19 protein-coding genes are annotated in these 18,343 nt (G+C 73.8%); 8 read left to right on the top strand and 11 right to left on the bottom strand.

Features of this window, described 5'->3' with window-relative positions; all coding sequences use genetic code 11:
- Nucleotides 1-23 precede the first annotated feature (23 nt).
- Genes HDA31_RS17835 through HDA31_RS17850 form a run of 4 tightly spaced genes read left to right on the top strand, consistent with a single transcriptional unit; the run spans nucleotide 24 to nucleotide 3,361 of the window.
- Nucleotides 24-824 (top strand): ABC transporter permease, encoded by an 801-nt coding sequence (locus tag HDA31_RS17835; RefSeq protein WP_178064312.1) that lies wholly within the window; start codon nucleotides 24-26, stop codon nucleotides 822-824.
- Nucleotides 821-1,645 carry an ABC transporter permease gene (locus HDA31_RS17840; protein WP_083302991.1) on the top strand — a complete coding sequence of 275 codons (825 nt, stop codon included), beginning with the start codon at nucleotides 821-823 and terminating at the stop codon, nucleotides 1,643-1,645. Before HDA31_RS17835 ends, HDA31_RS17840 begins: the two co-directional genes overlap by 4 nt.
- Nucleotides 1,638-2,447, top strand: coding sequence for an ABC transporter ATP-binding protein (locus HDA31_RS17845; protein ID WP_178064311.1), 810 nt, complete (start codon nucleotides 1,638-1,640; stop codon nucleotides 2,445-2,447). Before HDA31_RS17840 ends, HDA31_RS17845 begins: the two co-directional genes overlap by 8 nt.
- Nucleotides 2,448-2,473: 26 nt before the next feature.
- Nucleotides 2,474-3,361, top strand: a complete 888-nt coding sequence (locus HDA31_RS17850) for a PaaX family transcriptional regulator (RefSeq protein WP_178064310.1) — start codon at nucleotides 2,474-2,476, stop codon at nucleotides 3,359-3,361.
- On the opposite strand, the gene HDA31_RS17855 is transcribed toward HDA31_RS17850, so the two are convergent.
- The 4 genes from HDA31_RS17855 to HDA31_RS17870 form a co-directional block, all read right to left on the bottom strand.
- Nucleotides 3,285-4,811 carry an acyl-CoA synthetase gene (locus HDA31_RS17855; RefSeq protein ID WP_178064309.1) on the bottom strand — a complete coding sequence of 509 codons (1,527 nt, stop codon included), beginning with the start codon at nucleotides 4,809-4,811 and terminating at the stop codon, nucleotides 3,285-3,287. The genes HDA31_RS17850 and HDA31_RS17855 overlap by 77 nt on opposite strands.
- A gap of 87 nt (nucleotides 4,812-4,898) precedes the next feature.
- On the bottom strand, nucleotides 4,899-5,351 hold the full coding sequence (locus tag HDA31_RS17860; protein ID WP_074478743.1) for a MaoC family dehydratase: 453 nt from the start codon (nucleotides 5,349-5,351) through the stop codon (nucleotides 4,899-4,901).
- A 17-nt stretch (nucleotides 5,352-5,368) separates the two neighbouring features.
- Nucleotides 5,369-6,250, bottom strand: a complete 882-nt coding sequence (locus HDA31_RS17865; RefSeq protein ID WP_178064308.1) for an amidohydrolase family protein — start codon at nucleotides 6,248-6,250, stop codon at nucleotides 5,369-5,371.
- 24 nt (nucleotides 6,251-6,274) lie between these two features.
- Nucleotides 6,275-7,201, bottom strand: coding sequence for an SDR family NAD(P)-dependent oxidoreductase (locus tag HDA31_RS17870; protein WP_178064307.1), 927 nt, complete (start codon nucleotides 7,199-7,201; stop codon nucleotides 6,275-6,277).
- An 82-nt stretch (nucleotides 7,202-7,283) separates the two neighbouring features.
- Here HDA31_RS17870 and HDA31_RS17875 point away from each other — a divergent pair, with 82 nt between their 5' ends.
- Nucleotides 7,284-7,763, top strand: a complete 480-nt coding sequence (locus HDA31_RS17875; RefSeq protein ID WP_178064306.1) for a MarR family winged helix-turn-helix transcriptional regulator — start codon at nucleotides 7,284-7,286, stop codon at nucleotides 7,761-7,763.
- Between the two features lie 22 nt (nucleotides 7,764-7,785).
- Here HDA31_RS17875 and HDA31_RS17880 read toward each other — a convergent pair whose 3' ends face one another.
- From HDA31_RS17880 to HDA31_RS17900, 5 genes are all read right to left on the bottom strand, one after another.
- Nucleotides 7,786-8,526, bottom strand: a complete 741-nt coding sequence (locus tag HDA31_RS17880; RefSeq protein ID WP_178064305.1) for an IclR family transcriptional regulator — start codon at nucleotides 8,524-8,526, stop codon at nucleotides 7,786-7,788.
- 29 nt (nucleotides 8,527-8,555) lie between these two features.
- A complete protein-coding gene (locus HDA31_RS17885) occupies nucleotides 8,556-8,858 on the bottom strand; it encodes a 2Fe-2S iron-sulfur cluster-binding protein (protein WP_246384558.1) in 303 nt (100 codons plus the stop codon).
- Nucleotides 8,855-9,898: an aromatic ring-hydroxylating dioxygenase subunit alpha gene (locus HDA31_RS17890; RefSeq protein ID WP_178064304.1), complete on the bottom strand. Its 1,044-nt coding sequence runs from the start codon at nucleotides 9,896-9,898 to the stop codon at nucleotides 8,855-8,857. Before HDA31_RS17890 ends, HDA31_RS17885 begins: the two co-directional genes overlap by 4 nt.
- 104 nt (nucleotides 9,899-10,002) lie before the next feature.
- On the bottom strand, nucleotides 10,003-10,389 hold the full coding sequence (locus tag HDA31_RS17895; RefSeq protein ID WP_178064303.1) for a hypothetical protein: 387 nt from the start codon (nucleotides 10,387-10,389) through the stop codon (nucleotides 10,003-10,005).
- Between the two features lie 101 nt (nucleotides 10,390-10,490).
- Nucleotides 10,491-12,026, bottom strand: coding sequence for an endo-1,4-beta-xylanase (locus HDA31_RS17900; RefSeq protein WP_074478737.1), 1,536 nt, complete (start codon nucleotides 12,024-12,026; stop codon nucleotides 10,491-10,493).
- Nucleotides 12,027-12,369: 343 nt separating this feature from the next.
- On the opposite strand from HDA31_RS17900, the gene HDA31_RS17905 reads away from it, so the two are divergent.
- A complete protein-coding gene (locus tag HDA31_RS17905) occupies nucleotides 12,370-12,849 on the top strand; it encodes a GNAT family N-acetyltransferase (protein WP_074478736.1) in 480 nt (159 codons plus the stop codon).
- Between the two features lie 104 nt (nucleotides 12,850-12,953).
- Nucleotides 12,954-13,808 (top strand): SMP-30/gluconolactonase/LRE family protein, encoded by an 855-nt coding sequence (locus HDA31_RS17910; protein WP_178064302.1) that lies wholly within the window; start codon nucleotides 12,954-12,956, stop codon nucleotides 13,806-13,808.
- Nucleotides 13,809-13,829: 21 nt separating this feature from the next.
- Here HDA31_RS17910 and mhpA read toward each other — a convergent pair whose 3' ends face one another.
- Both mhpA and HDA31_RS17920 read right to left on the bottom strand, forming a co-directional pair.
- Nucleotides 13,830-15,362: a bifunctional 3-(3-hydroxy-phenyl)propionate/3-hydroxycinnamic acid hydroxylase MhpA gene (mhpA, locus tag HDA31_RS17915; RefSeq protein WP_178064301.1), complete on the bottom strand. Its 1,533-nt coding sequence runs from the start codon at nucleotides 15,360-15,362 to the stop codon at nucleotides 13,830-13,832.
- Nucleotides 15,363-15,577: 215 nt separating this feature from the next.
- Nucleotides 15,578-17,392: a family 43 glycosylhydrolase gene (locus tag HDA31_RS17920; RefSeq protein ID WP_178064300.1), complete on the bottom strand. Its 1,815-nt coding sequence runs from the start codon at nucleotides 17,390-17,392 to the stop codon at nucleotides 15,578-15,580.
- Between the two features lie 772 nt (nucleotides 17,393-18,164).
- Between HDA31_RS17920 and HDA31_RS17925 the strand changes: the two genes are divergently transcribed.
- Nucleotides 18,165-18,302: a hypothetical protein gene (locus HDA31_RS17925; RefSeq protein ID WP_178064299.1), complete on the top strand. Its 138-nt coding sequence runs from the start codon at nucleotides 18,165-18,167 to the stop codon at nucleotides 18,300-18,302.
- Nucleotides 18,303-18,343: the final 41 nt, after the last annotated feature.

An 18,343-nucleotide genomic window follows, 5' to 3' on the forward strand; every position in this document is an offset into this window, starting at 1 on the left:
ACCCACGCGAACACGGAGGTGACATGAGCGTCCGCACCACCCGAGCCGCCCGGCCGCTGCGCAGGGCGCTGCTGGGCGTCGCCGGCCTGGCCGGGTTCCTCGTCGGCTGGCAGCTCGTCCCGGCCCTGGGCCTGGTCGATCCGCAGTACCTGCCGTACGTCACCGACGTGCTGGCGCGGCTGTCCGAGCAGCTCGTCGACCTCGCGTTCTGGCGGCGGCTGGGCGCCACCATGACGTCCTGGGCGATCGGCCTGACGGTGGCCACCTGCGCCGCCGTCGTCCTCGGCACGGTCGTCGGCCTCGCCCCGCCCCTGCGGCGCGCCACCCACACGACGGTCGAGTTCCTGCGGCCGGTCCCGTCGGTCGCCCTCATCCCGCTCGCCGTGCTGATGTTCGGCATCCAGCGGCAGGCCGCCCTCGTCATCATCGTCTACGCGTCGTTCTGGCAGGTGTTCGTGCAGGTGATCTACGGCGTCGCCGACGTCGACGCGGTCGCCCGCGACACCGCCCGCAGCTTCGGCCTGACCCGCCGCGAGCGGCTGACGCACCTGGTCCTGCCGACCGCCCTGCCGTACCTGATGACGGGCCTGCGGCTCGCGGCGGCGGTCGCGCTCATCCTCGCCGTGACCGCGGAGATGGTGATCGGCAACCCCGGGCTCGGGCGCATGATCGAGCTGTCCCGCTCCGCCGGGGACGCCGTCGGCCTGTACGCCCTCGTCGTGGTCACCGGGCTGCTCGGGCTTACGGTGAACCTCGTCTTCCGGTTCGTCGAGCGCCGGGCGCTGTCGTGGCACCAGTCCGTACGGGGGGAGGAGGCCGGATGACGACCCACCCCGGCCGGATCGCCACCACGCCGCGCCGTCGGGGCGTCGGGCCCCGGATCGCGGCGGGCCTCGGCCACGCGCTGGGGCTGCCGACGCTGCTCCTGGTGGCCTGGGGCCTGGCGGCGACGAGGGCGACGAACCGGTTCCTCCCCGGCCCGGCGGCGATCCTCGACGCCTTCGTGGACACCTGGGTCGGCCCCGCGTTCGTCGAGGACGTGCTGCCGAGCCTCTACCGCCTCGGTCTCGGCGTCGCCGCGTCGATCGTGCTGGGCGTCGCCGCCGGCGCCGTCATCGGCCTGACCCCCTGGCTGCGCGAGCTGCTCGAACCGTTGCTGGAGTTCCTCCGGGCGGTCCCGCCGCCCGTGCTGATCCCGGTGGTCATGCTCCTGCTCGGCATCACCGACACCATGAAGGTCGTGGTGATCGCCTCCGGCGCGGTCTGGCCGATCCTGCTGAACACGGTCGAGGGCGTCCGGGCGACCGACAGCGTCATGACGGAGACGGCCCGGTCGTTCCGGGTGTCCCGGTGGCAGCGGCTCCGGTTCCTCGTGCTGCCGGCCGCCAGCCCCCGGATCATGACCGGGGTCCGGCAGGCCCTCTCGGTCGCGCTCATCCTGATGGTCATCTCCGAGATGTTCGCCTCGTCGGCCGGGCTCGGCTACCGGATCGCCTACTTCCAGCGCAACTACCTCATCGCCGAGATGTGGAGCGGCATCCTCCTGCTCGGCGGAGTCGGCGTCCTGCTCGCCGTCGCCTTCGGTCTCGTCGAACGGCGCGTCCTGCGCTGGTACCACGGAATCCGGGAGGTCCACCGTGCCTGACCGCACCCTGCTGCGGGTGGAGCACCTGCGCAAGGTCTACGAGTCCACGACGGGCGGCGTCGAGGCGATCGGGGACGTCAGCTTCACGATGGCGGCCGGCGAGCTGGTCTGCGTCGTCGGGCCGTCCGGCTGCGGCAAGACCACCCTGCTGAAGTGTCTCGCCGGGCTGCTGCGGCCCACCGGCGGCGTGGTCGAGATGGACGGCGCGCCGGTGACCGGGCCGAGCCCCGCCATGGCCGTCGTGTTCCAGGAGTACGGCCGCAGCCTCTATCCGTGGCTGACGGTGCGCGGCAACGTCGAGCTGCCGCTGCGGCACAAGAAGCTCTCCCGCGCGCAGCGGCGTCGGCTGGTCGACGACGCGCTCGACGCGGTGGGCCTGGCGCACGCCGCGCCCAGCCACCCGTGGCAGCTCTCCGGCGGGATGCAGCAGCGCGTGGCGATCGCGCGGGCCGTCGCGTACCAGCCGGAGGTCCTGATCATGGACGAGCCGTTCGCCGCGGTGGACGCGCAGACCCGGGCGGACCTGGAGGATCTGGTCCGCGAGCTGCACGCCAGCCGGGGGATGTCGATCGTCTTCGTCACCCACGACATCGACGAGTCGGTCTACCTGGGCCAGCGGGTCATCGTGTTGTCCAGCTCGCCGACCCGGGTCCAGGAGGACCTCGCCATCGACCTGCCGCCCGAACGCGACCAGATCGGCACCCGCGCCCTGCCCCGCTTCACGCACCTGCGCACGCACGTCTACGGCGAGATCCAGCGGGCCAAGCGCGGGCGGGCCGTCGCCCCACGGCCCGCGCCGTGACGGCGGACCCGGCGAAGGGAAGGGCCGTGGCCAGTCGCCAGCCGAAGCAACTGCTGCTCGCCTTCTTCGGCGAGCACGTCGTCGACGGCGCCACGGGGCCGATCCGGGCCAGCGTCCTGATCCAGGTGCTGGAGGGCGCGGGCGTCGCCGCGCCGGCGACGCGGGCGACCCTCGACCGGCTCGTGCGCAGCGGCATCCTCGCGCGCAGCCGCAACGGCCGGGAGATCCTGTTCGCGCTGACCGAGCACGGGATGGCGGTGCTGCGGGAGGCGACCCACCGGGTGCGCGGGCCGCGGCCGTTCGACCCGCAGGGCAGCGGGTGGACCCTGGTGACCTTCTCGATCCCGGAGGACCAGCGGATGCTGCGGCACCGGCTGCGCTCGACGCTGACCTGGGAGGGCTTCGCGCCGCTGCGGGACGGGCTGTGGCTGGCCCCCGGCGAGGTCGACCTCGCCGGGTCGCTGGAGCCGCTGCGGCAGGACCTCCCGCCGCACGCCGTGGTGGCGTTCCACGCCCGCGAGCTCGCCGGGTTCCCGATCGCCGAGAGCGTCCGCGCCGCCTGGGACATCGAGGCGATCCGGCGCGCGCACCTCGCGTTCATCGACGTGTGGGGCGACCCGGCCGCGCCGGCGATGGCGTCGAGCGCCCTGACCGTGCGCACGATGCTGGTGGCCGACTGGCTCGCGCTGCTGCGCGCCGACCCGCGGCTGCCGGCCGAGTTCATGGACGCGCAGTGGCCGGCCACCCGGTCGGTGGAGACCTACCGGCGGGTGCACCGGGCGCTGGCCGAGGCGTCCACGGCGGAGTTCGCCGCGCTCGTCGCGGCCCGTCCCGCGGTCAGCCGGCGAACCGGGCCCGCAGCTCGGCCTTCCGCACCTTCCCCGACGCCGTCCGCGGCAGCTCGTCGACGATGACGACGTTCTTCGGCAGCTTGTAGCGGGCGATCCGGCCGTCGAGGCGCGCCCGCACGGTGTCGGTGTCCACCCTCGCCCCCGCCCGCACGGTGACGACCGCCCACGGCACCTCGCCCCAGCGCTCGTCCGGCACGCCGATGACCGCCGCCGAGACCACCCCGTCGATCTCGGCGAGGAGCTGCTCGACCTCGGCCGGGTAGATGTTCTCGCCGCCCGAGATGATCATGTCCTTGAGCCGGCCGGCGATGTAGAGGTAGCCGTCGGCGTCCAGGTGGCCCAGGTCGCCGGAGCGGAACCACCCGTCGGCGGTGAACGCCTCGGCGGTCGCCCCGGCGAGCCCGTGGTAGCCGGCGAAGACGTTCGGCCCGGCCACCTCGATCTCGCCGACCTCGCCGGTGGACGCCGGCCGGCCCGCCGCGTCGGTGACGCGCACGTCGGTGAAGAAGTGCGGCAGGCCGACGCTGCCCTGCTTGGCGCGGGTCATCGCCGTCGGCAGGGCGGTCGCCCCCGGGGACGCCTCCGTCATGCCGTAGCCCTGCGAGAACGACAGGCCCCGCGCCTCGTACGCGTCGAGGATGCGCGCGGGCACGGCCGAGCCGCCGCAGGTGAGCTTCGCCAGCGTCGACAGGTCGGTCGACGCCCAGGCGGGATGGTCGGCCAGCAACTGGTAGGTGGTCGGCACGCCGCTGAGCATGGTGACCCCGTGCCGCTCGATCTGCGCGAGCGCCCGCCCCGGGTCGAAGCCCTTCTCGACGACCAGGGTGGCGCCCTTGAGGATGACCGGCAGGGCGCCCATGCCGAGCGAGGCGACGTGGAACAGCGGGGAGATCATGAGCGCCACGTCGGTCGAGACGACGTCGTAGTCGACCACGCAGTTGAGCGCGACCCAGGTGAGGTTCCCGTGGGTCAGCACCGCGCCCTTGGCCCGGCCGGTGGTGCCCGAGGTGTAGACGATCGCCGCCGGGTCCCCGTGACCGGTCTCGACCGGGCCGGCGGCACCGGCGTCGGCGGCCCGCGCCAGGTCGGCCAGGCCCGGCCGGTCCGCGCCGCCCGCGCCGGTGACGACGACGTGCGGGGGCCGGGCGGCCGGCCCGACGACGGCCACCGAACCCGCGAGGTCGGGGTCGTGGATCAGCACGCGCGCGCGGCAGTCGGCGAGGACGTGGCCGATCTCGGGCGGCGCGAGGCGGGTGTTGACCGGCACGAAGACCGCGCCGACCTGCGCCGCCGCGAACATCACCTGGAGGAACTCCGGGCTGTTCTCCCCCAGGTAGGCGACGGCGTCCCCCCGGCCGACGCCCAGCTGGCGCAGCGCCGCCGAGACCCGGTCCACGGCGTCGGCGAGCTGCCGGTACGTGACGGTGTCGCCCTCGCCGTGGACGAGGGCGACCTTGTCCGGGGACTTGAGCCGACGCCTGGCCGTCCAGACGCCGATCCCGTGCTGGTGCATCGTCGGTCTCCTGGTGGTGGAGGTGGTGTGCCGGTCCGGCCGGCGGGCTCCCGGCCTCAGGCGTGGAAGCGGTACAGCCTCCCGCGCTCAGGCGTGGAAGCGGTACAGCCCGCGCGCGACGACCGCCGGCTTCGTCCCGCCCTCGATCTCGATCGTCTGGTCGACGACGAGCTGGTAGCCGCCGCGGACCTCGGTGACCTCGACGACGGTGGCCCGCATCCGCACCCGCGACCCGACCGCGACCGGGGCGGGGAAGCGCACCCGGTCGAGCCCGTAGTTCACCTTCGTGGCCACGCCCTCGACCTCCAGCAGCTCCGTCCAGAAGGGAACGGCCAGCGAGAGGGTCAGGAAGCCGTGCGCGATCGGCGCGCCGAACGGGCCGGTCCGCGCCCGTTCGGGGTCGACGTGGATCCACTGGTGGTCGTCGGTGGCGTCCGCGAACAGGTTCACCTGGTCCTGGCTGACCGTCCGGTAGCCGGTGCAGCCCAGGTCGACGCCGGCGAGGTCGGCGAGCCGCTCGTAGGTGGTGGTCGTCGTCATGGCGCTTCCTCTCGTCGTCACCGGGCGAGGCCCAGCAGCCGGGCCGCGTTGTCCTTGAGGATGCCCGGCAGCACGTCCGGCCTGAGGTCGGTGGCCGCCACGTCGCGCAGCCAGCGGTCGGGGGTGAGCAGGGGGTAGTCGGTGCCGAAGAGGACCCGTCGCCGCAGCGACGAGTTGGCGTGGCGCACCAGCTCGGCCGGGAAGTACTTCGGGCTCCAGCCGGACAGGTCGATCCAGGTGTTGGGCTTGTGCGTGACCACGGACAGCGCCTCGTCCTGCCAGGGCACCGAGGGGTGCGCCAGAATGATCTGGAGGTCGGGGAAGTCGGCGGCGACCGGGTCGAGCAGCATCGGGTTCGACAGGCCGAGGCGCAGGCCGTGGCCGCCGGGGGTGCCGGCGCCGATGCCGGTCTGTCCGGTGTGGAAGATCGCCGGGACGCCGGCCCGCTCGATCAGGCCCCACAGCGGCGCGTACTCGTCGTGGCTGGGGTCGAAGCCCTGCACGGTGGGGTGGAACTTGAAGCCGCGCACGCCCTCCTGCTCGATCAGCCGGGCGGCGAGGTCGAGGGCCGCCGCGCCGGTGCGCGGGTCGACCGACCCGAAGGGGATGAGCACGTCGGCGTGCTCGGCCGCCGCGCGGGCGATGTCGACGCTGGACAGCGGCGGGTGCCGCAGTTGGGTGCGCGCGTCCACGGTGAAGACGACGGCGGCCATGCCGCGCTCGCGGTAGTACTGCGCCACCGCCCCGACCGCGGGCCGGGGCCCGTCGGTCCGGAAGTAGGCCGACGCCGCCGCCACCAGCGGCTCGGGCAGCGAGGCGTGGCCGTGGTCGTCGACCTCGATGTGCACGTGCACGTCGATGGCCGTGACGGCGTCGAGGTCGATCGCGGGCTGGTACATGGGGGCCAACCTTCGTCGGGCGGGTCAGGAGGTCGCGGGCCGGAACTCCTCGGGCAGCTCCGGGAAGCGTTCGCCGACGCTCTGCGCGGCCCCGGCGAACGTCGTCGGCCACGCCTGGCGCAGCGCGTCGTAGGTCCAGCCGCCCGCGCGGTGGGCCGTCAGCGCCGCCTCGGGGTGCGTCCAGATCTGGAGCCGGTCGCCACCCACCCCGATCACCTGGCCGGTCACCGAGGCCGCCGCGTCGGAGCCGAGGAACGCGACGAGCCCGGCCACGTCGTCCGCCGTGCCGAACCCGAGGTCGTGCCGGAAGAACGCGGGCACCGGCTCCCCGTTCTCCTCGGCCCGCACGGCCGCGGCGAAGTAGGGGATGGTGGCGGTCATCGCGGTCGCGGCGACCGGGACGACGGCGTTGGCGGTGATGGCGGCCCGCCGCAGCTCCAGCGCCCAGGTGCGGACCATGCCCACGATGCCCGCCTTGACGGCCGCGTAGTTGGTCTGGCCGAAGTTGCCCCGCTGCCCGGTGGGCGACCCGACGCAGATGATCCGGCCGCCCTCGCCGGCCTGCCGCATGTGCCGCACCGCCTCGCGGGCGGTGGTGAACGTGCCACGCAGGTGCACGTCGACGACGGTGTCGAAGTCGTCGTCGCTCATCTTCCACAGCACGGTGTCGCGCAGCACGCCGGCGTTGGTCACCAGGACGTCCAGCCGTCCGAACCGCCCGACCGCCGTGGCGACCAGCTCCTTCGCGGTCTCGGTCGGGCCGACCGGCGCGACCACCGCGACGGCCCGGCCGCCGGACGCCTCGATGGCCGCGACGGCGTCGGCCGCGGCCCCGGCGTCGACGTCGTTGACCACGACGGACGCCCCCCGCCGCGCCAGCTCCCGCGCGTAGGCGAGCCCGAGGCCCCGCCCGGATCCGGTGACGATGGCGACTCTGCCGTCCAGTGACATGGATGCTCCTTCGCGTCGATGCGATCTGAGCACGATCCATTGATAAAGTCAATTATTGACAGATCTTGCTACCATCGGCGGCATGTCGCCAACTGGGAAGACCCGGCCGACCGGACCCGACCGGCTGCGGGACAGCGTGCTCGCCGGCGACCTGAGCTTCCTGCTGGCCCGCGCCAACGCGCTCACCCTCGCGGCCGCGAACGCGGCCCTCGCCGAGCACGGGCTGAAGGCGCGCTCCTACTCGGTGCTCGCCCTCGCCGCCGACGACACCCGCCCCACCCAGCGGGAGCTCGCCGAGTTCCTCCGCCTCGACCCGAGCCAGGTCGTCGCCCTCATCGACGGCCTGGAACGGCGGGAACTGGTCGAGCGGCGCACCGACCCCGCCGACCGCCGCGCGAACGTCCTCGTCGCCACCGACGCCGGCCGGGCCCTGTTCGCCCGCGCCCAGGCCTCCGCGCGGGCCGTGGAGCTGGGCCTGCTGGCCGCCGTGCCGCCCGAGGACCACGAGCGGCTGGCCCACCTGCTGCGCACCGCCGCCGGCCTGGCCCGCCCGCTGCCGTGACCGGCCGCGCCCCGCCGCGCGCTCAGCCCAGCGCCCGGGACAGCACCCGGCCCGCGGCCCGCACCAGCGGGACCAGCGCCACCGGGTCGGCCCGGTCGTGGGCCACCACCAGCGAGATCGCCGCCACCACGCCCTCCGGCGCGCGGATCGGCGCGGCCACCGAGAGGGCGTCCATGGTCACCTGGCGGTCGCTGACCGCGTAGCCGGTCCGCCGCACGTCGGCGAGGCAGCGGCGCAGCCGGCCCGCGTCGGTCACGGTCAGGTCGGTGTACCGCCGAAGCGGCGCGGACAGCACCCGTTCCTGCACCTGCGCGGGCGCGTGGGCGAGCAGGACCAGCCCGACGCCGGTGGCGTGCAACGCGAAGCGGCCACCGACCCGGGTCAGCACCGGCACCGCGTGCCGCCCGGCGATCCGTTCGACGAAGACGACCTCGAGGTCCTGCCGGACGGCGAGCTGGACGTTCTCGTGGGTCACCTCGTACAGGTCCTCCATGACCGGCAGGGCCACCTCCCGCAGCCCCAGGCCCCTCGGCGCGAGCGAGCCCACCTCCCACAGCCGCAGCCCGATCCGGTACCGCCCGTCGTCGCCGCGCTCCAGCGCCCCCCACGCGAGGAGCTCCGCCGCCCGCCGGTGCGCGGTCGGCAGCGGCAGCCCCGCGCGGCGGGCCAGCTCGGTCAGGGTCAACGCCGGGCTGGCCGGGGTGAACGCGGCGAGCAGCGCCAGCGTCCGCCCCGTCACCGACCGGCCCGGCTGCCCGCGCATCCCGCCATCATCCCGCCCGCGCCGGCCGGTCACAGCTCCAGGACGAGCCGGGGCGTACGGGCCCGGGAGACGCAGATCAGCATGGTGTCCCCGGCGGCCCGCTCCCGCTCGGTGAGCAGGCTGTCGCGGTGCTCGGGGACGCCGTCGAGCACCGGGGTCTCGCAGGTGCCGCAGGTGCCCTCCCGGCAGGACGACAGGACCCCCACGCCGGCCTCCTCCACCGCGCGCAGGATCGACGTGCCCGGCGGCACGGTCACCGTCCGCCCGGAGAGCGCGAGCTCGACCTCGATCGCCGTGTCCGCACCGCCGGCCGGGTCGGGCGGGGCGGTCACCGGGGCGCTCCCGCCGCCCCCGGCCCGACCATCCGGGCCAGCAGCCGCCGGGCGGCCAGGCCACCGGCGTCGATGTTGACGCTCAGCTCCTGGTACCGGTCCGGCTCGGCCGCGATCACCCGCTCCAGGACGTCGAGCGCCGCCACGTCCTGCATGACCACGGTGTGGTTGCTGTGGTGCAGGTACTCGCTCACCGACCCGTCGTCGACCGCGAAGTCACGCGCCACCGCCCAGAAGTCGTACGTGGTGTGCTCGGTCGACGGCGTGATGGCGTACACGATCTCGGCGTGGAACGCGCCGCTGTCCTCACCCTCGGCGGGCGGCAGGACGCCCCGCGGCGCGATCCGGCTGTGCAGGAGATAGAGGCAGGGCGGGTGGTACTCGATGTCCTGCCACCGGGTGATCCGGCCCCGGATCCCGGTCGAGCGCGCGTAGAACGGCGGGCACTCGGCGTCGTCCATGTGCCGGCTGACGCGGACGACGCCCCGCTCCTCGTCCACCTCGGTGACGATCGGGGTGTCCGCCACCTCCGGGGTGCCGATGTGGCCGCCGTGCAGGTAGGTCTCGTGCGACAGGTCCATCAGGTTGTCCACCAGCAGGCCGTACCGCGCGTTCAACGGCGCCATGCCGCGCACCACCGCGTAGCGGGGGTCGGCCAGCCACGGGGCGCGGGGGATCCCGGCCGGGTCGGCGCGCTCCCGGTCGCCGATCCACACCCAGACGAGGGAGTCCTGCTCCACCACGGGGTACGCGGCGACCCGCGCGGTGCGGGGAATGCGCTGCTGGCCCGGCACGAAGACGCACGCCCCGGTCGGGTCGTAGGTGAAACCGTGGTACCCGCAGACGATCGTGTCACCGTCGAGGCGGCTCTCCGACAGCGGGTAGCGCCGGTGCACGCACCGGTCGGCGAGCGCCACCGCCGCCCCGGCTCCGGTGCGGTAGAGCACCAGCGGCTCGCCGAGCACCGTGCGGGCGAGCAGGTCCCGCCCGACCTCGGCACCGTAGGCCGCCACGTACCACTGGTCACGGGCGAACGCCATGCGACCGGCCCCCTCCCGAACGAACATCGATGGGGCCGAATCGTCCCGTGCGGCGTCCCGGACGGGGAACCGGGGCTTTCACTGAATGGAAGCCCCGGCTCGTCTCAGGCGTCCCGGCGGCGGAACACCACGAACGCCGCCGCGAGCACCACGGCGACGCTCAGCAGCAGCAACGCGAACCCGGCCCACGGGGCGGGCAGGTTCGGGCCGCGGTGCACGAGCATGAGCTGCCGCCCCGCCATCGACGGCCAGTAGGTGCCCACGAACCGGGCGAGCGAGTCGGGCAGCGCCGGGGTGAACGCCGGAATCAGGAAGGTCGCCGCGGTGACGATGGCGATCGCGCCCGCCGTCGCGCGCACGGGCACACCGACGGCGACGCCGAGCAGCCCGACGGCGAGTTGGGCCATGACGACGCCGGAGAGGCTGACCGTGCTCGCCGCCGCCGCGCTCACCCGGCGGGGCCCGGGGCGGCCGGCCCGGACGACGTCCACCGGCCGGCGCCGGGTGAGTTCCCGGGGCCGGCCGGTGGCCGATCACCGTCCCGCCCGTCCTGGGCGGGTGTCGCGCGCCCGTCGGGGACGGGCGGTGGTGCTCAGGAGGCGGTGCACACCGGGGTCAGGCCGGTGGCGGTCCCGGTGCCCTGGAAACCGAACTCGGTGGACTGGCCGGCGTTCACCGCGCCGTTGTAGCTGACGTTGGTGAACTGCACGCTGCCGCTGGCGCCGCTGGCGGTGGCGCTCCAGGTGCCGGTCACCGTGGTCCCGGCCGGCAGGGTGACCTGGACGGTCCAGCCCCTGATCGGCGAGGTGCCGGCGGTGACCCGGACGGTGGCGACGAAGCCCCCGGGCCAGGAGTTCAGCGAGACCGTGGCCGAGCAGCCCGCGGCGGGCGGGGGCGTGGTCGGCGGCGGGGTGGTCGGCGGGGGCGTCGTGGGCGGCGGAGTGGTCGGCGGCGGGGTGGTGGGCGGCGGCGTCGTGGGCGGGGGCGTCGTGGGCGGGGGCGTGGTCGTCGGCGGCGTGGTGGTGCGGCCCTTGTTCAGCTCGTCGAGGACCGCGTGGTAGGCGGCCTTCTTCTGGTAGTTGCCGTTGCCGCCGGTGAACAGCAGGCCCCGCTCGGAGGAGCGCCACGACTCGCTGTCGGAGATGCCCCAGACGGTGATGCCGGTGCACTTGGGGACGTTCAGGCAGGCCCGCACGACCTTGCGGTAGTTCTCCGCCTGGCCCGCGCCGATGTCGTTGTTGCTCAGGTCGTCGTCGATGTCCACCTCGGACAGGTGCACCTCGACGCCGAGGTCGGCGAAGCGCTGGATGTTGGCCTGGAGGTCGTTGGTGATGATGCTGTTCGGGTTGTCGTTGAAGTGCGACTGGAACCCGACGCAGTCGATGTACTGCCGGTAGGTGCGGACGATGTCGTACAGGGCGTTGGCCTTGCGGTTCGGCCCGCCGCCCTGGACCGTGAGGCCCTCGACGTCGTAGTCGTTGATGCAGAGCTTGGTGGAGTATCCGCCGGCCTGCACGACCTGCTTGGCCCGGATGAACGAGTCCCGGATGACGTCGGTGTCGCCGGCGTCGAAGTAGTCGCCGTCGCCGTTGGCGTCGCGGTTCATGGTGTGCGGCCACTGGTTGCGCCGCCGGCCGGTGTTGTTGTCCTCCAGGGCCTCGTTGACGACGTCCCAGTAGGCGATCTTGCTGCCCCAGCGGTTGATGGCGTTGCCGATGAAGGTGTTCAGCGTCGCCTGGCTGGCGCCCTGCAACGCGCCGGCCTGCGAGTGCCACACCAGCGTGTGCCCCCGGACCAGCATGTTGTTGCTCTGGGCGTGGTTGACCAGGGTGTCCGCGCCGCCGGTGTTCTGCAACCCGCCGCTGGACGTGGCGATCCGGTCCGGCTTCATGTCGTTCTCGGGGGTCAGCTGGTTGAATTCCTGACCGACGATCGGGTAGAGCCGGTTGGGTGAGGCGGCGACGCCGAAGAACAGCCCCGCCTTGGCCGCCGCGGCCCGCAGCGTGGTCTCGGCCGCGGCGGCGGGGGCGGTGGACTGGACCGCCACCGCGCCGCTCACCACCAGCAGCACCGCCGCCGGCAGGGCGGTTCTCGTCAGTCGCTTCCGCTGTCTCAGGCTGCCGGTCACAGACCCTCCTCGAGGCATGCCGCCAATAATCGAAGTTCATGCATCCTTATCGGAGGGCCAGTATCGATACGGGTCAGCCACAGTGTCAACAACTTCCGGAAATGTTTCGGAAACCTCGCCGCAGGCCCGGCGCGCCGGCGGGGGCACGTCGGCGCAGGCAGGAGCGGGGCGTCCGCGGCCCTCCGGGCCCCGGAGGAAGCGCACCGCCCGCCCGTCGTCCCCAGTCCACGCACCCGGTACCGAAACATTCGGAACCACCGCCACCCGGAGCGCCGTGGCTGCCGCCCGGCCGCGCCGGGATATTGCGTTGCCCGCCGCCGCGCCGACCGCAAGGCTGCGCCGGATGGGGACAGAGCCCGAACCCGAGCGCCCGGTCCGGCCGGCCACCGCGTCCGACGCCGACCTGGCCGCCGAGCTGCTGGACGCCTTCAACCGCGAGTTCGACACCCCCACGCCGGGGCCCCGGGTGCTCGCCGCCCGGCTGCGGCGGCTCCTCGCCGGAGAGCACTTCCTGGTGCTGCTCGGCGGCGCGCCAGCCGTCGGGGTCGCGGTGGTCTCCTTCCGGCCCAGCCTCTGGTACGCCGGCCCGGTGGCCACCCTCGACGAGCTCTACGTGCGCCCCGAGATGCGCGGGCAGCGCTACGGACACGCCCTGCTGGACGCCGCCTGCCGGCTGGCCGGCGAACGCGGCGCCGGATCGCTGGAGATCAACGTCGACGGCGAGGACGTCGACGCCCGCCGCTTCTACGAGGCGCACGGCTTCACCAACTTCGAGCCGGGGGCACCCGAGCCGATGTTCTACTACTATCGCGAGCTGGACTGACCCGGAGCGATCCCGACGCCGGCACGCCACCGCCCGGGCCAGGGCGGCCGATCCCCTGCCGCGACTCGACGTGACCGGCGAACGGATCGACTGAGGAGTGTCGGATGGTCGACGTCGAACAGGTCACCCCGAACGTGGCCGGGCACGGGGAGGGGCCGGTGTGGTGCCCGGCCGACCAGCGGCTGCGCTGGGTCGACATGCTGGCCGGGGACGTCCTGGCGCTGGACCCGGCCACCGGCACCGTCACCCGTCGACACGTCGCCCCGGTGGTCGCGGCCCTGCGCCCCCGGTCCGCCGGTGGGCTGGTCGTCGCCGTCGAGCGGGGCTTCGCGCTGCTGGGGGACGACTCGGTCGAGCTGCTGCCCGAGGTCTGGTCGGACCCGTCGATCCGCATGAACGACGGGGCCTGCGATCCCCTGGGGCGTTTCTACTGTGGCTCGATGGCGTACGACGCGGCGCCGGGCCGGGCCGCGTTGCACCGGCTCGCCGCCGACGGGACGGTCGAGACGGTGCTCACCGGGCTCACCGTCTCCAACGGGCTGGCCTGGACCCGGGACGGCGGCACCGCCTGGTACGTCGACTCGGCCACCCAACGGGTGGACGCCTTCGCCTTCGACCCGGCGACCGGCGAGCTGCGCGACCGGCGGCCGGTGGTGACGGTGCCGCCGGCGGTGGGCACCCCCGACGGGCTCTGCGTCGACAGCGAGGGCGGCGCGTGGGTCGCCCTGTGGGACGGGGGCGCCGTCCACCGGTACGCGCCGGACGGCCGCCTCACCGCCGTCGTGGAGCTGCCGGTCCGGCGGCCGACGGCGTGCGCGTTCGGCGGCCCCGACCACGCGGACCTCTACGTCACGTCGTCCCGCCTGGGCCTGCCGGACGACGACCGTTCCCCGGCGGGCGCGCTGTTCCGGTTCCGCCCCGAGGTGCCCGGCTTCCCGGCCCAGCCCTTCGCCGGCTGAGCCCCGCCCCACGGGGGACGGTCACACCCGGCTGGTCGGCGGGTGCCGCGCCGGCGGCAGCCCGGGCACGGCCCGGCAGAGGTCGGCCAGCGTCCCGCCGGCGGCCAGGACGGTGCCGTCGGGGCGGACGACGGCCGCCCGGGCGCGGCCACCGGCCAGCCACCGGCGCAGTTCGCTGCCCGGTGGGGCGTCGACGACGACCGCTCCCCGGCGGGTCAGGTCGGCCCGCTGCTCGGCCGACGGCGCGACGGAGGTGACGACCGCGAACCGGCCCGCCGCCACGTCGTCGAAGCGGACGTCGCCGTCGAGCACGGCGTTCGGGCACAGCCGGCCCGCGACGCCACGGCCCAGCGGGGGCCGCCGCACCAGGGCGGACCGCCGCAGCGCGGGCGTCTCGCTGTCCGTGGCGAGGCGTTGCAGGCCGGGCACGAGGCGCAGGCGCGGCGCCACCACCCGGCGGACGGCGTCCCCCCACCGGCCGCCGGCCGTCATGGCGACGCCGACCAGCTTCGCCAGCCTGATCATGGCGTGGGCGTGCCGCCGGCGTTCGGTCTCGTAGGTGTCGAGGACGCCCTCGGGCAGGCTCCCGTCGAGCACGCCGGCGAGTTTCCAGGCGAGGTTCATCGCGTCGCGCAGCCCGGCGCCCAGGCCCTGACCGACGAACGGCGGCGTGAGGTGGGCGGCGTCGCCGAGCAGGAAGATCCGCCGGTCGCGCCACCGGTCGGCGACCTGGGCACGGAAGGTGTACTCGGCCGCCCGGACGACCTCCAGCTCCGCGCGGGGCACGGCCCCCGTCCACGGGGCGACCAGCGGATACAGCCGGGCCGGGTCGCGGAAGTCGGCGGCGGCCTCGCCGGGGGCCAGCAGGAACTCCCAGCGGTGCCGGGTCGGGCCGACCCGCAGGTAGGTGCCGGCGCGGACCGGGTCGCAGAGCTGGTGCACGCCCTCCCAGTGGCCGAGCTCGGCCTCGGTGACCACGTCGACGACGAGCCAGCGCTGGGTGAACCCGAGGTCGCGCATGCCGGCGCCGATCGCGGCCCGGGTCGACCCGTTGGCGCCGTCGCAGCCCAGGACGTAGCCCGCGCGGACGACGCCCGGCGCGCCGGTGACCGTGTCGGTGACGCTCACCGCCACGCCGTCCGCGTCCTGGGTCAGGGCGGTGACCTCGGTGTCGCCGCGCAGGGTGGCGTTGTCGTGCCGGCCGAGGTTGCGGCGCAGGATCGCCTCCAGCTCCGGCTGGTCGAACAGGCTGCCCTGCGGGTAGCCGTGCCGGCCCGGCGTCACGTCGCGGGGGAACTCGGCCAGCACCCGCAGGCTCCGGTCGACCAGGCGCAGGCCCCGGTGCGGCCGGGAGATGGCGGCGAACTCCTCCCGGAGCCCCAGCCGGGCAAGGATGCGGTGCACCTCGTCGTCGAGGGCGACCGCCCGGGGCAGCGGGTAGATCTCCGCCCACCGGTCGAGGACCAGGCACTGCACGCCGTGCTGGGCGAGCAGCGTCGCCGCGGTGAGCCCGGTGGGACCCGCGCCGACGATGACGACCGGGACCGCGGTCACCGTGCCGCCAGCCTCATCCCGCAGAGCCTACCCACGGCGGTGGCGCCCGGCCGGTCGAGCAACGTCCCGGCTCCCCGGCCGGCTGCGGCTGCGGCTGGCGAGCGTGGTACGCCCACCTGCCGCAGCCGGGGGTGGCGGACGGCGGGCGCGGGGTGCCCGGTGGGGCCGGCGCGGCGGATCGGCGTCGGCCCCCACCGGGGGCGGGTCTCCGGCCGTCAGGCGCGGGACCACTGCATGCTGGTCGCGGAGCCGCAGGTGCGCTGCTCCAGGGCCGCGCCCGGGGTGGTCGAGCCGCCCGCCACGTTGAGGCACTTGGCGCTGTTGAGGTTGACGAGCTGGTAGTAGCCGTCACCGGTCGAGCGCCAGGTGAAGGTCTGGTTGGCCCCACCGTGGCAGGTGTACTGGATGATCTGCGCGCCGTCCGCGGTCGAGGCGTTGAGCACGTCGGCGCACTTTCCGCTGTTGACGCTCTGGAGGGTGACGTTGCCGTTGCCGGCGTCGTTGAACCTCCACTGCTGCCAGGGGTTGCCGTTGCTGGTCCACTGGCCGATGACGGCCAGGTCGTTCAGGTTGGGCGCCTGCACGTCGACGACCTGGCCGCTGTTGCGGTTGGTGACGCGGTAGGACGTGCCGGTCCCGGTGCCGGCGGTGAACTGCCACCAGTTGAGGTTGAACAGGTTGCCGCTGCCGCCGACGAACCGCAGGTACAGGTCCTGGGTGCCGGTCGCGCCGGTCACCGGGCAGGACACCGTCTGCCACGTCTGCCACCCACCGGTGACCGGCACCGTGCACACGCCGACCCGGGTGCCCGTCGGGCTGCCCAGCCGCGCCTCGATCGTGCCACCACTGCCCGCCGACGCCACCCGCGCGCTCAACGACGCCGCGCCCGACCCGAACGCCACCCCCTTCACCTTGATGTAGTCACCGTTGTTGAGGAAACCCACGTTCATCCCGCCCTCACCGGCAGGCTCCGTCTCCACCCCCACCGACCAGGCGATCGTCTCCGCCTCCTGCCGCACATACGGATTCAACGTCCCGATCTGCGGCGCCCCGGTGGTGGTCATGTTCATGGTCGGGATCGTCCCGTCACTACGGTAGGAGAACTTCTCCACCGCCACCGACCGGGTGTAACCACCCCCACCCGGCAACGCCCCGTTGTGATAGAAGAAATACGACCCCCCGTTGAAGTCGATCACACCGGGGTGGTTCGTGAAGCTGCCGCCCTGCCGCGGCATCACCGTCCCCCGATACGTCCACGGCCCCGTCGGACCCGGCGCCGTCGAGTAACCGATGAACTCCGAACAACACTCCGCCGCGAACACGTTGTAGTACATGCCGTTACGCTTGTACACCCACGGCCCCTCCTCATACAGGGTCGGCCGACTCGCGTTACCCGTCCGCGTCCCGAACCCCGCCGTGGTCAACGGAATCTTCGTCGGGCTCCCCGAGTACGAGACCATGTCCGCGTTCAACTTCACGTACCACAGGTTCGGGTTGCCCCAGTACAGGTACGCCTGCCCGTCATCGTCGATCATCACGTTCGGGTCGATCTCACCGTTACCCACCAGAGGACGGCCGATCGCATCCCGGAACGGCCCCGTCGGACTGTCGGCCACCCCGACACCGATCACCATCCCACCACCACGCTGCTTCACCGGCACATACCAGTAGAACTTGTTGTTGCGGGCGACAACGTGACCGGCCCAGGCGTCGGCCTCGGCCCAGGAGAACGTGGCCAGGCTCATCGGCGAACCATGGTCGGTCCAGTTGACCATGTCCGCGGAGGAGAACACCCGCCAGTCCTTCATCGTGAAGTACGTCGACCCATCCTCGTCATGGCCGGTATAGAGGTAGATCCGACCGTTGTAGACCAACGGGGCGGGGTCGGCGGTGTAGATCGTCTGCACGATCGGATTGTCGGCGTGGGCCGGGCTCGCCGGGAGCAGCGTGGCGATCAGGAAAAGGCTCACGAGCCAGGCGCCGGCGCGTCTGATCCGGGCCCGGGTCACGGATGGGCTTGCGGCTGTCATCGTCATCTCCTGGTGGTGGCGTGCGTGGCTGTCGGCTCGGCCGGCAGCCGACCGGGCGGGTCGCGTTCCCCCTCTCGGCGACGGTGGCGGTCTCGTGGCGGGAGAACTGGTCGCCCCGCTGGCGCAGGCGCCGGCCGGGGAACCCGTGCGCGCGCAACGGAGACCGGCCCGAGCGGGCCAGGTCGGCGACCCGGAGGACGGTCCCGTCGACGCGGCGGGCGGCGGCGTCCGTCGTCCGCCGCGAGCGTGCCGGCCGGCGTTTCCCCACTGTGAGCGATCACATAGCCGCTCGTCAAGATTTAACGGCGTAGATGCGAGGCGGAAACTCCGCCCACCTACCGGACTCCCACCCACGCCCCCGGAATCGGGGCCGACAGGCAGCCCTCCATCGCCGACGCCGCGATGTTATCGCTCACACGAGGCTACGGGAGGCGGCCCGACCGCCGAAACCCCCGCGCGCACCGCGTCGCCGCCGCGTCGCGTGAACCCGGGGCGACCGGGGTGAAGATGAAGGCCATCGATGTTAACGTTCATACGGCCGCCGCCCGCAGCGCGGCCGACACCCTGCCGCCCCGACGGGTGCCGCGGGTATTGGTCTGATGCCTGCGGGGCGCAGGCCCGCAACCCAGCCGGGAAGGCACCGCAGGCGCGGCCCTTGAGAGCGCCGACGTGCATTGACGTTACGCATCGGAAACCTTTAACGTCTGACGTCTTGGCCGTGAGGCACGCCACCACACCACCGCCGCCCCACTCCGCCGCTGGAGGGAGCATCATGTCCCGTCCCTCGCTCTCCCGACGTTCGCTGCTGGCCGCCCTGGGCGGGCCCACCGGCACCGCGCCGGCCAGCGTCAACGCCGACACCGGCCACGACGGCGGCGGCAACCTGCTCTGGGCCGTCACCACCGCCTGATCCCCGCGGCGCGCCGCCCACCACCGGAGAGATGGAGAGGA

It is taken from the genome of Micromonospora carbonacea, assembly GCF_014205165.1.
GTDB lineage: Bacteria > Actinomycetota > Actinomycetes > Mycobacteriales > Micromonosporaceae > Micromonospora > Micromonospora carbonacea.

Excerpts from the sequence above, each read along its gene's own strand:
- HDA31_RS17835 (WP_178064312.1), top strand. The coding sequence starts at position 24 with ATGAGCGTCCGCACCACCCGAGCCGCCCGGCCGCTGCGCAGGGCGCTG.
- HDA31_RS17840 (WP_083302991.1), top strand. The coding sequence starts at position 821 with ATGACGACCCACCCCGGCCGGATCGCCACCACGCCGCGCCGTCGGGGC.
- HDA31_RS17855 (WP_178064309.1), bottom strand. The coding sequence starts at position 4,811 with ATGCACCAGCACGGGATCGGCGTCTGGACGGCCAGGCGTCGGCTCAAG.
- HDA31_RS17860 (WP_074478743.1), bottom strand. The coding sequence starts at position 5,351 with ATGACGACGACCACCACCTACGAGCGGCTCGCCGACCTCGCCGGCGTC.
- HDA31_RS17865 (WP_178064308.1), bottom strand. The coding sequence starts at position 6,250 with ATGTACCAGCCCGCGATCGACCTCGACGCCGTCACGGCCATCGACGTG.
- HDA31_RS17870 (WP_178064307.1), bottom strand. The coding sequence starts at position 7,201 with ATGTCACTGGACGGCAGAGTCGCCATCGTCACCGGATCCGGGCGGGGC.
- HDA31_RS17875 (WP_178064306.1), top strand. The coding sequence starts at position 7,284 with ATGTCGCCAACTGGGAAGACCCGGCCGACCGGACCCGACCGGCTGCGG.
- HDA31_RS17880 (WP_178064305.1), bottom strand. The coding sequence starts at position 8,526 with ATGCGCGGGCAGCCGGGCCGGTCGGTGACGGGGCGGACGCTGGCGCTG.
- HDA31_RS17890 (WP_178064304.1), bottom strand. The coding sequence starts at position 9,898 with ATGGCGTTCGCCCGTGACCAGTGGTACGTGGCGGCCTACGGTGCCGAG.
- HDA31_RS17905 (WP_074478736.1), top strand. The coding sequence starts at position 12,370 with ATGGGGACAGAGCCCGAACCCGAGCGCCCGGTCCGGCCGGCCACCGCG.
- HDA31_RS17910 (WP_178064302.1), top strand. The coding sequence starts at position 12,954 with ATGGTCGACGTCGAACAGGTCACCCCGAACGTGGCCGGGCACGGGGAG.
- HDA31_RS17920 (WP_178064300.1), bottom strand. The coding sequence starts at position 17,392 with ATGACAGCCGCAAGCCCATCCGTGACCCGGGCCCGGATCAGACGCGCC.
- HDA31_RS17925 (WP_178064299.1), top strand. The coding sequence starts at position 18,165 with ATGTCCCGTCCCTCGCTCTCCCGACGTTCGCTGCTGGCCGCCCTGGGC.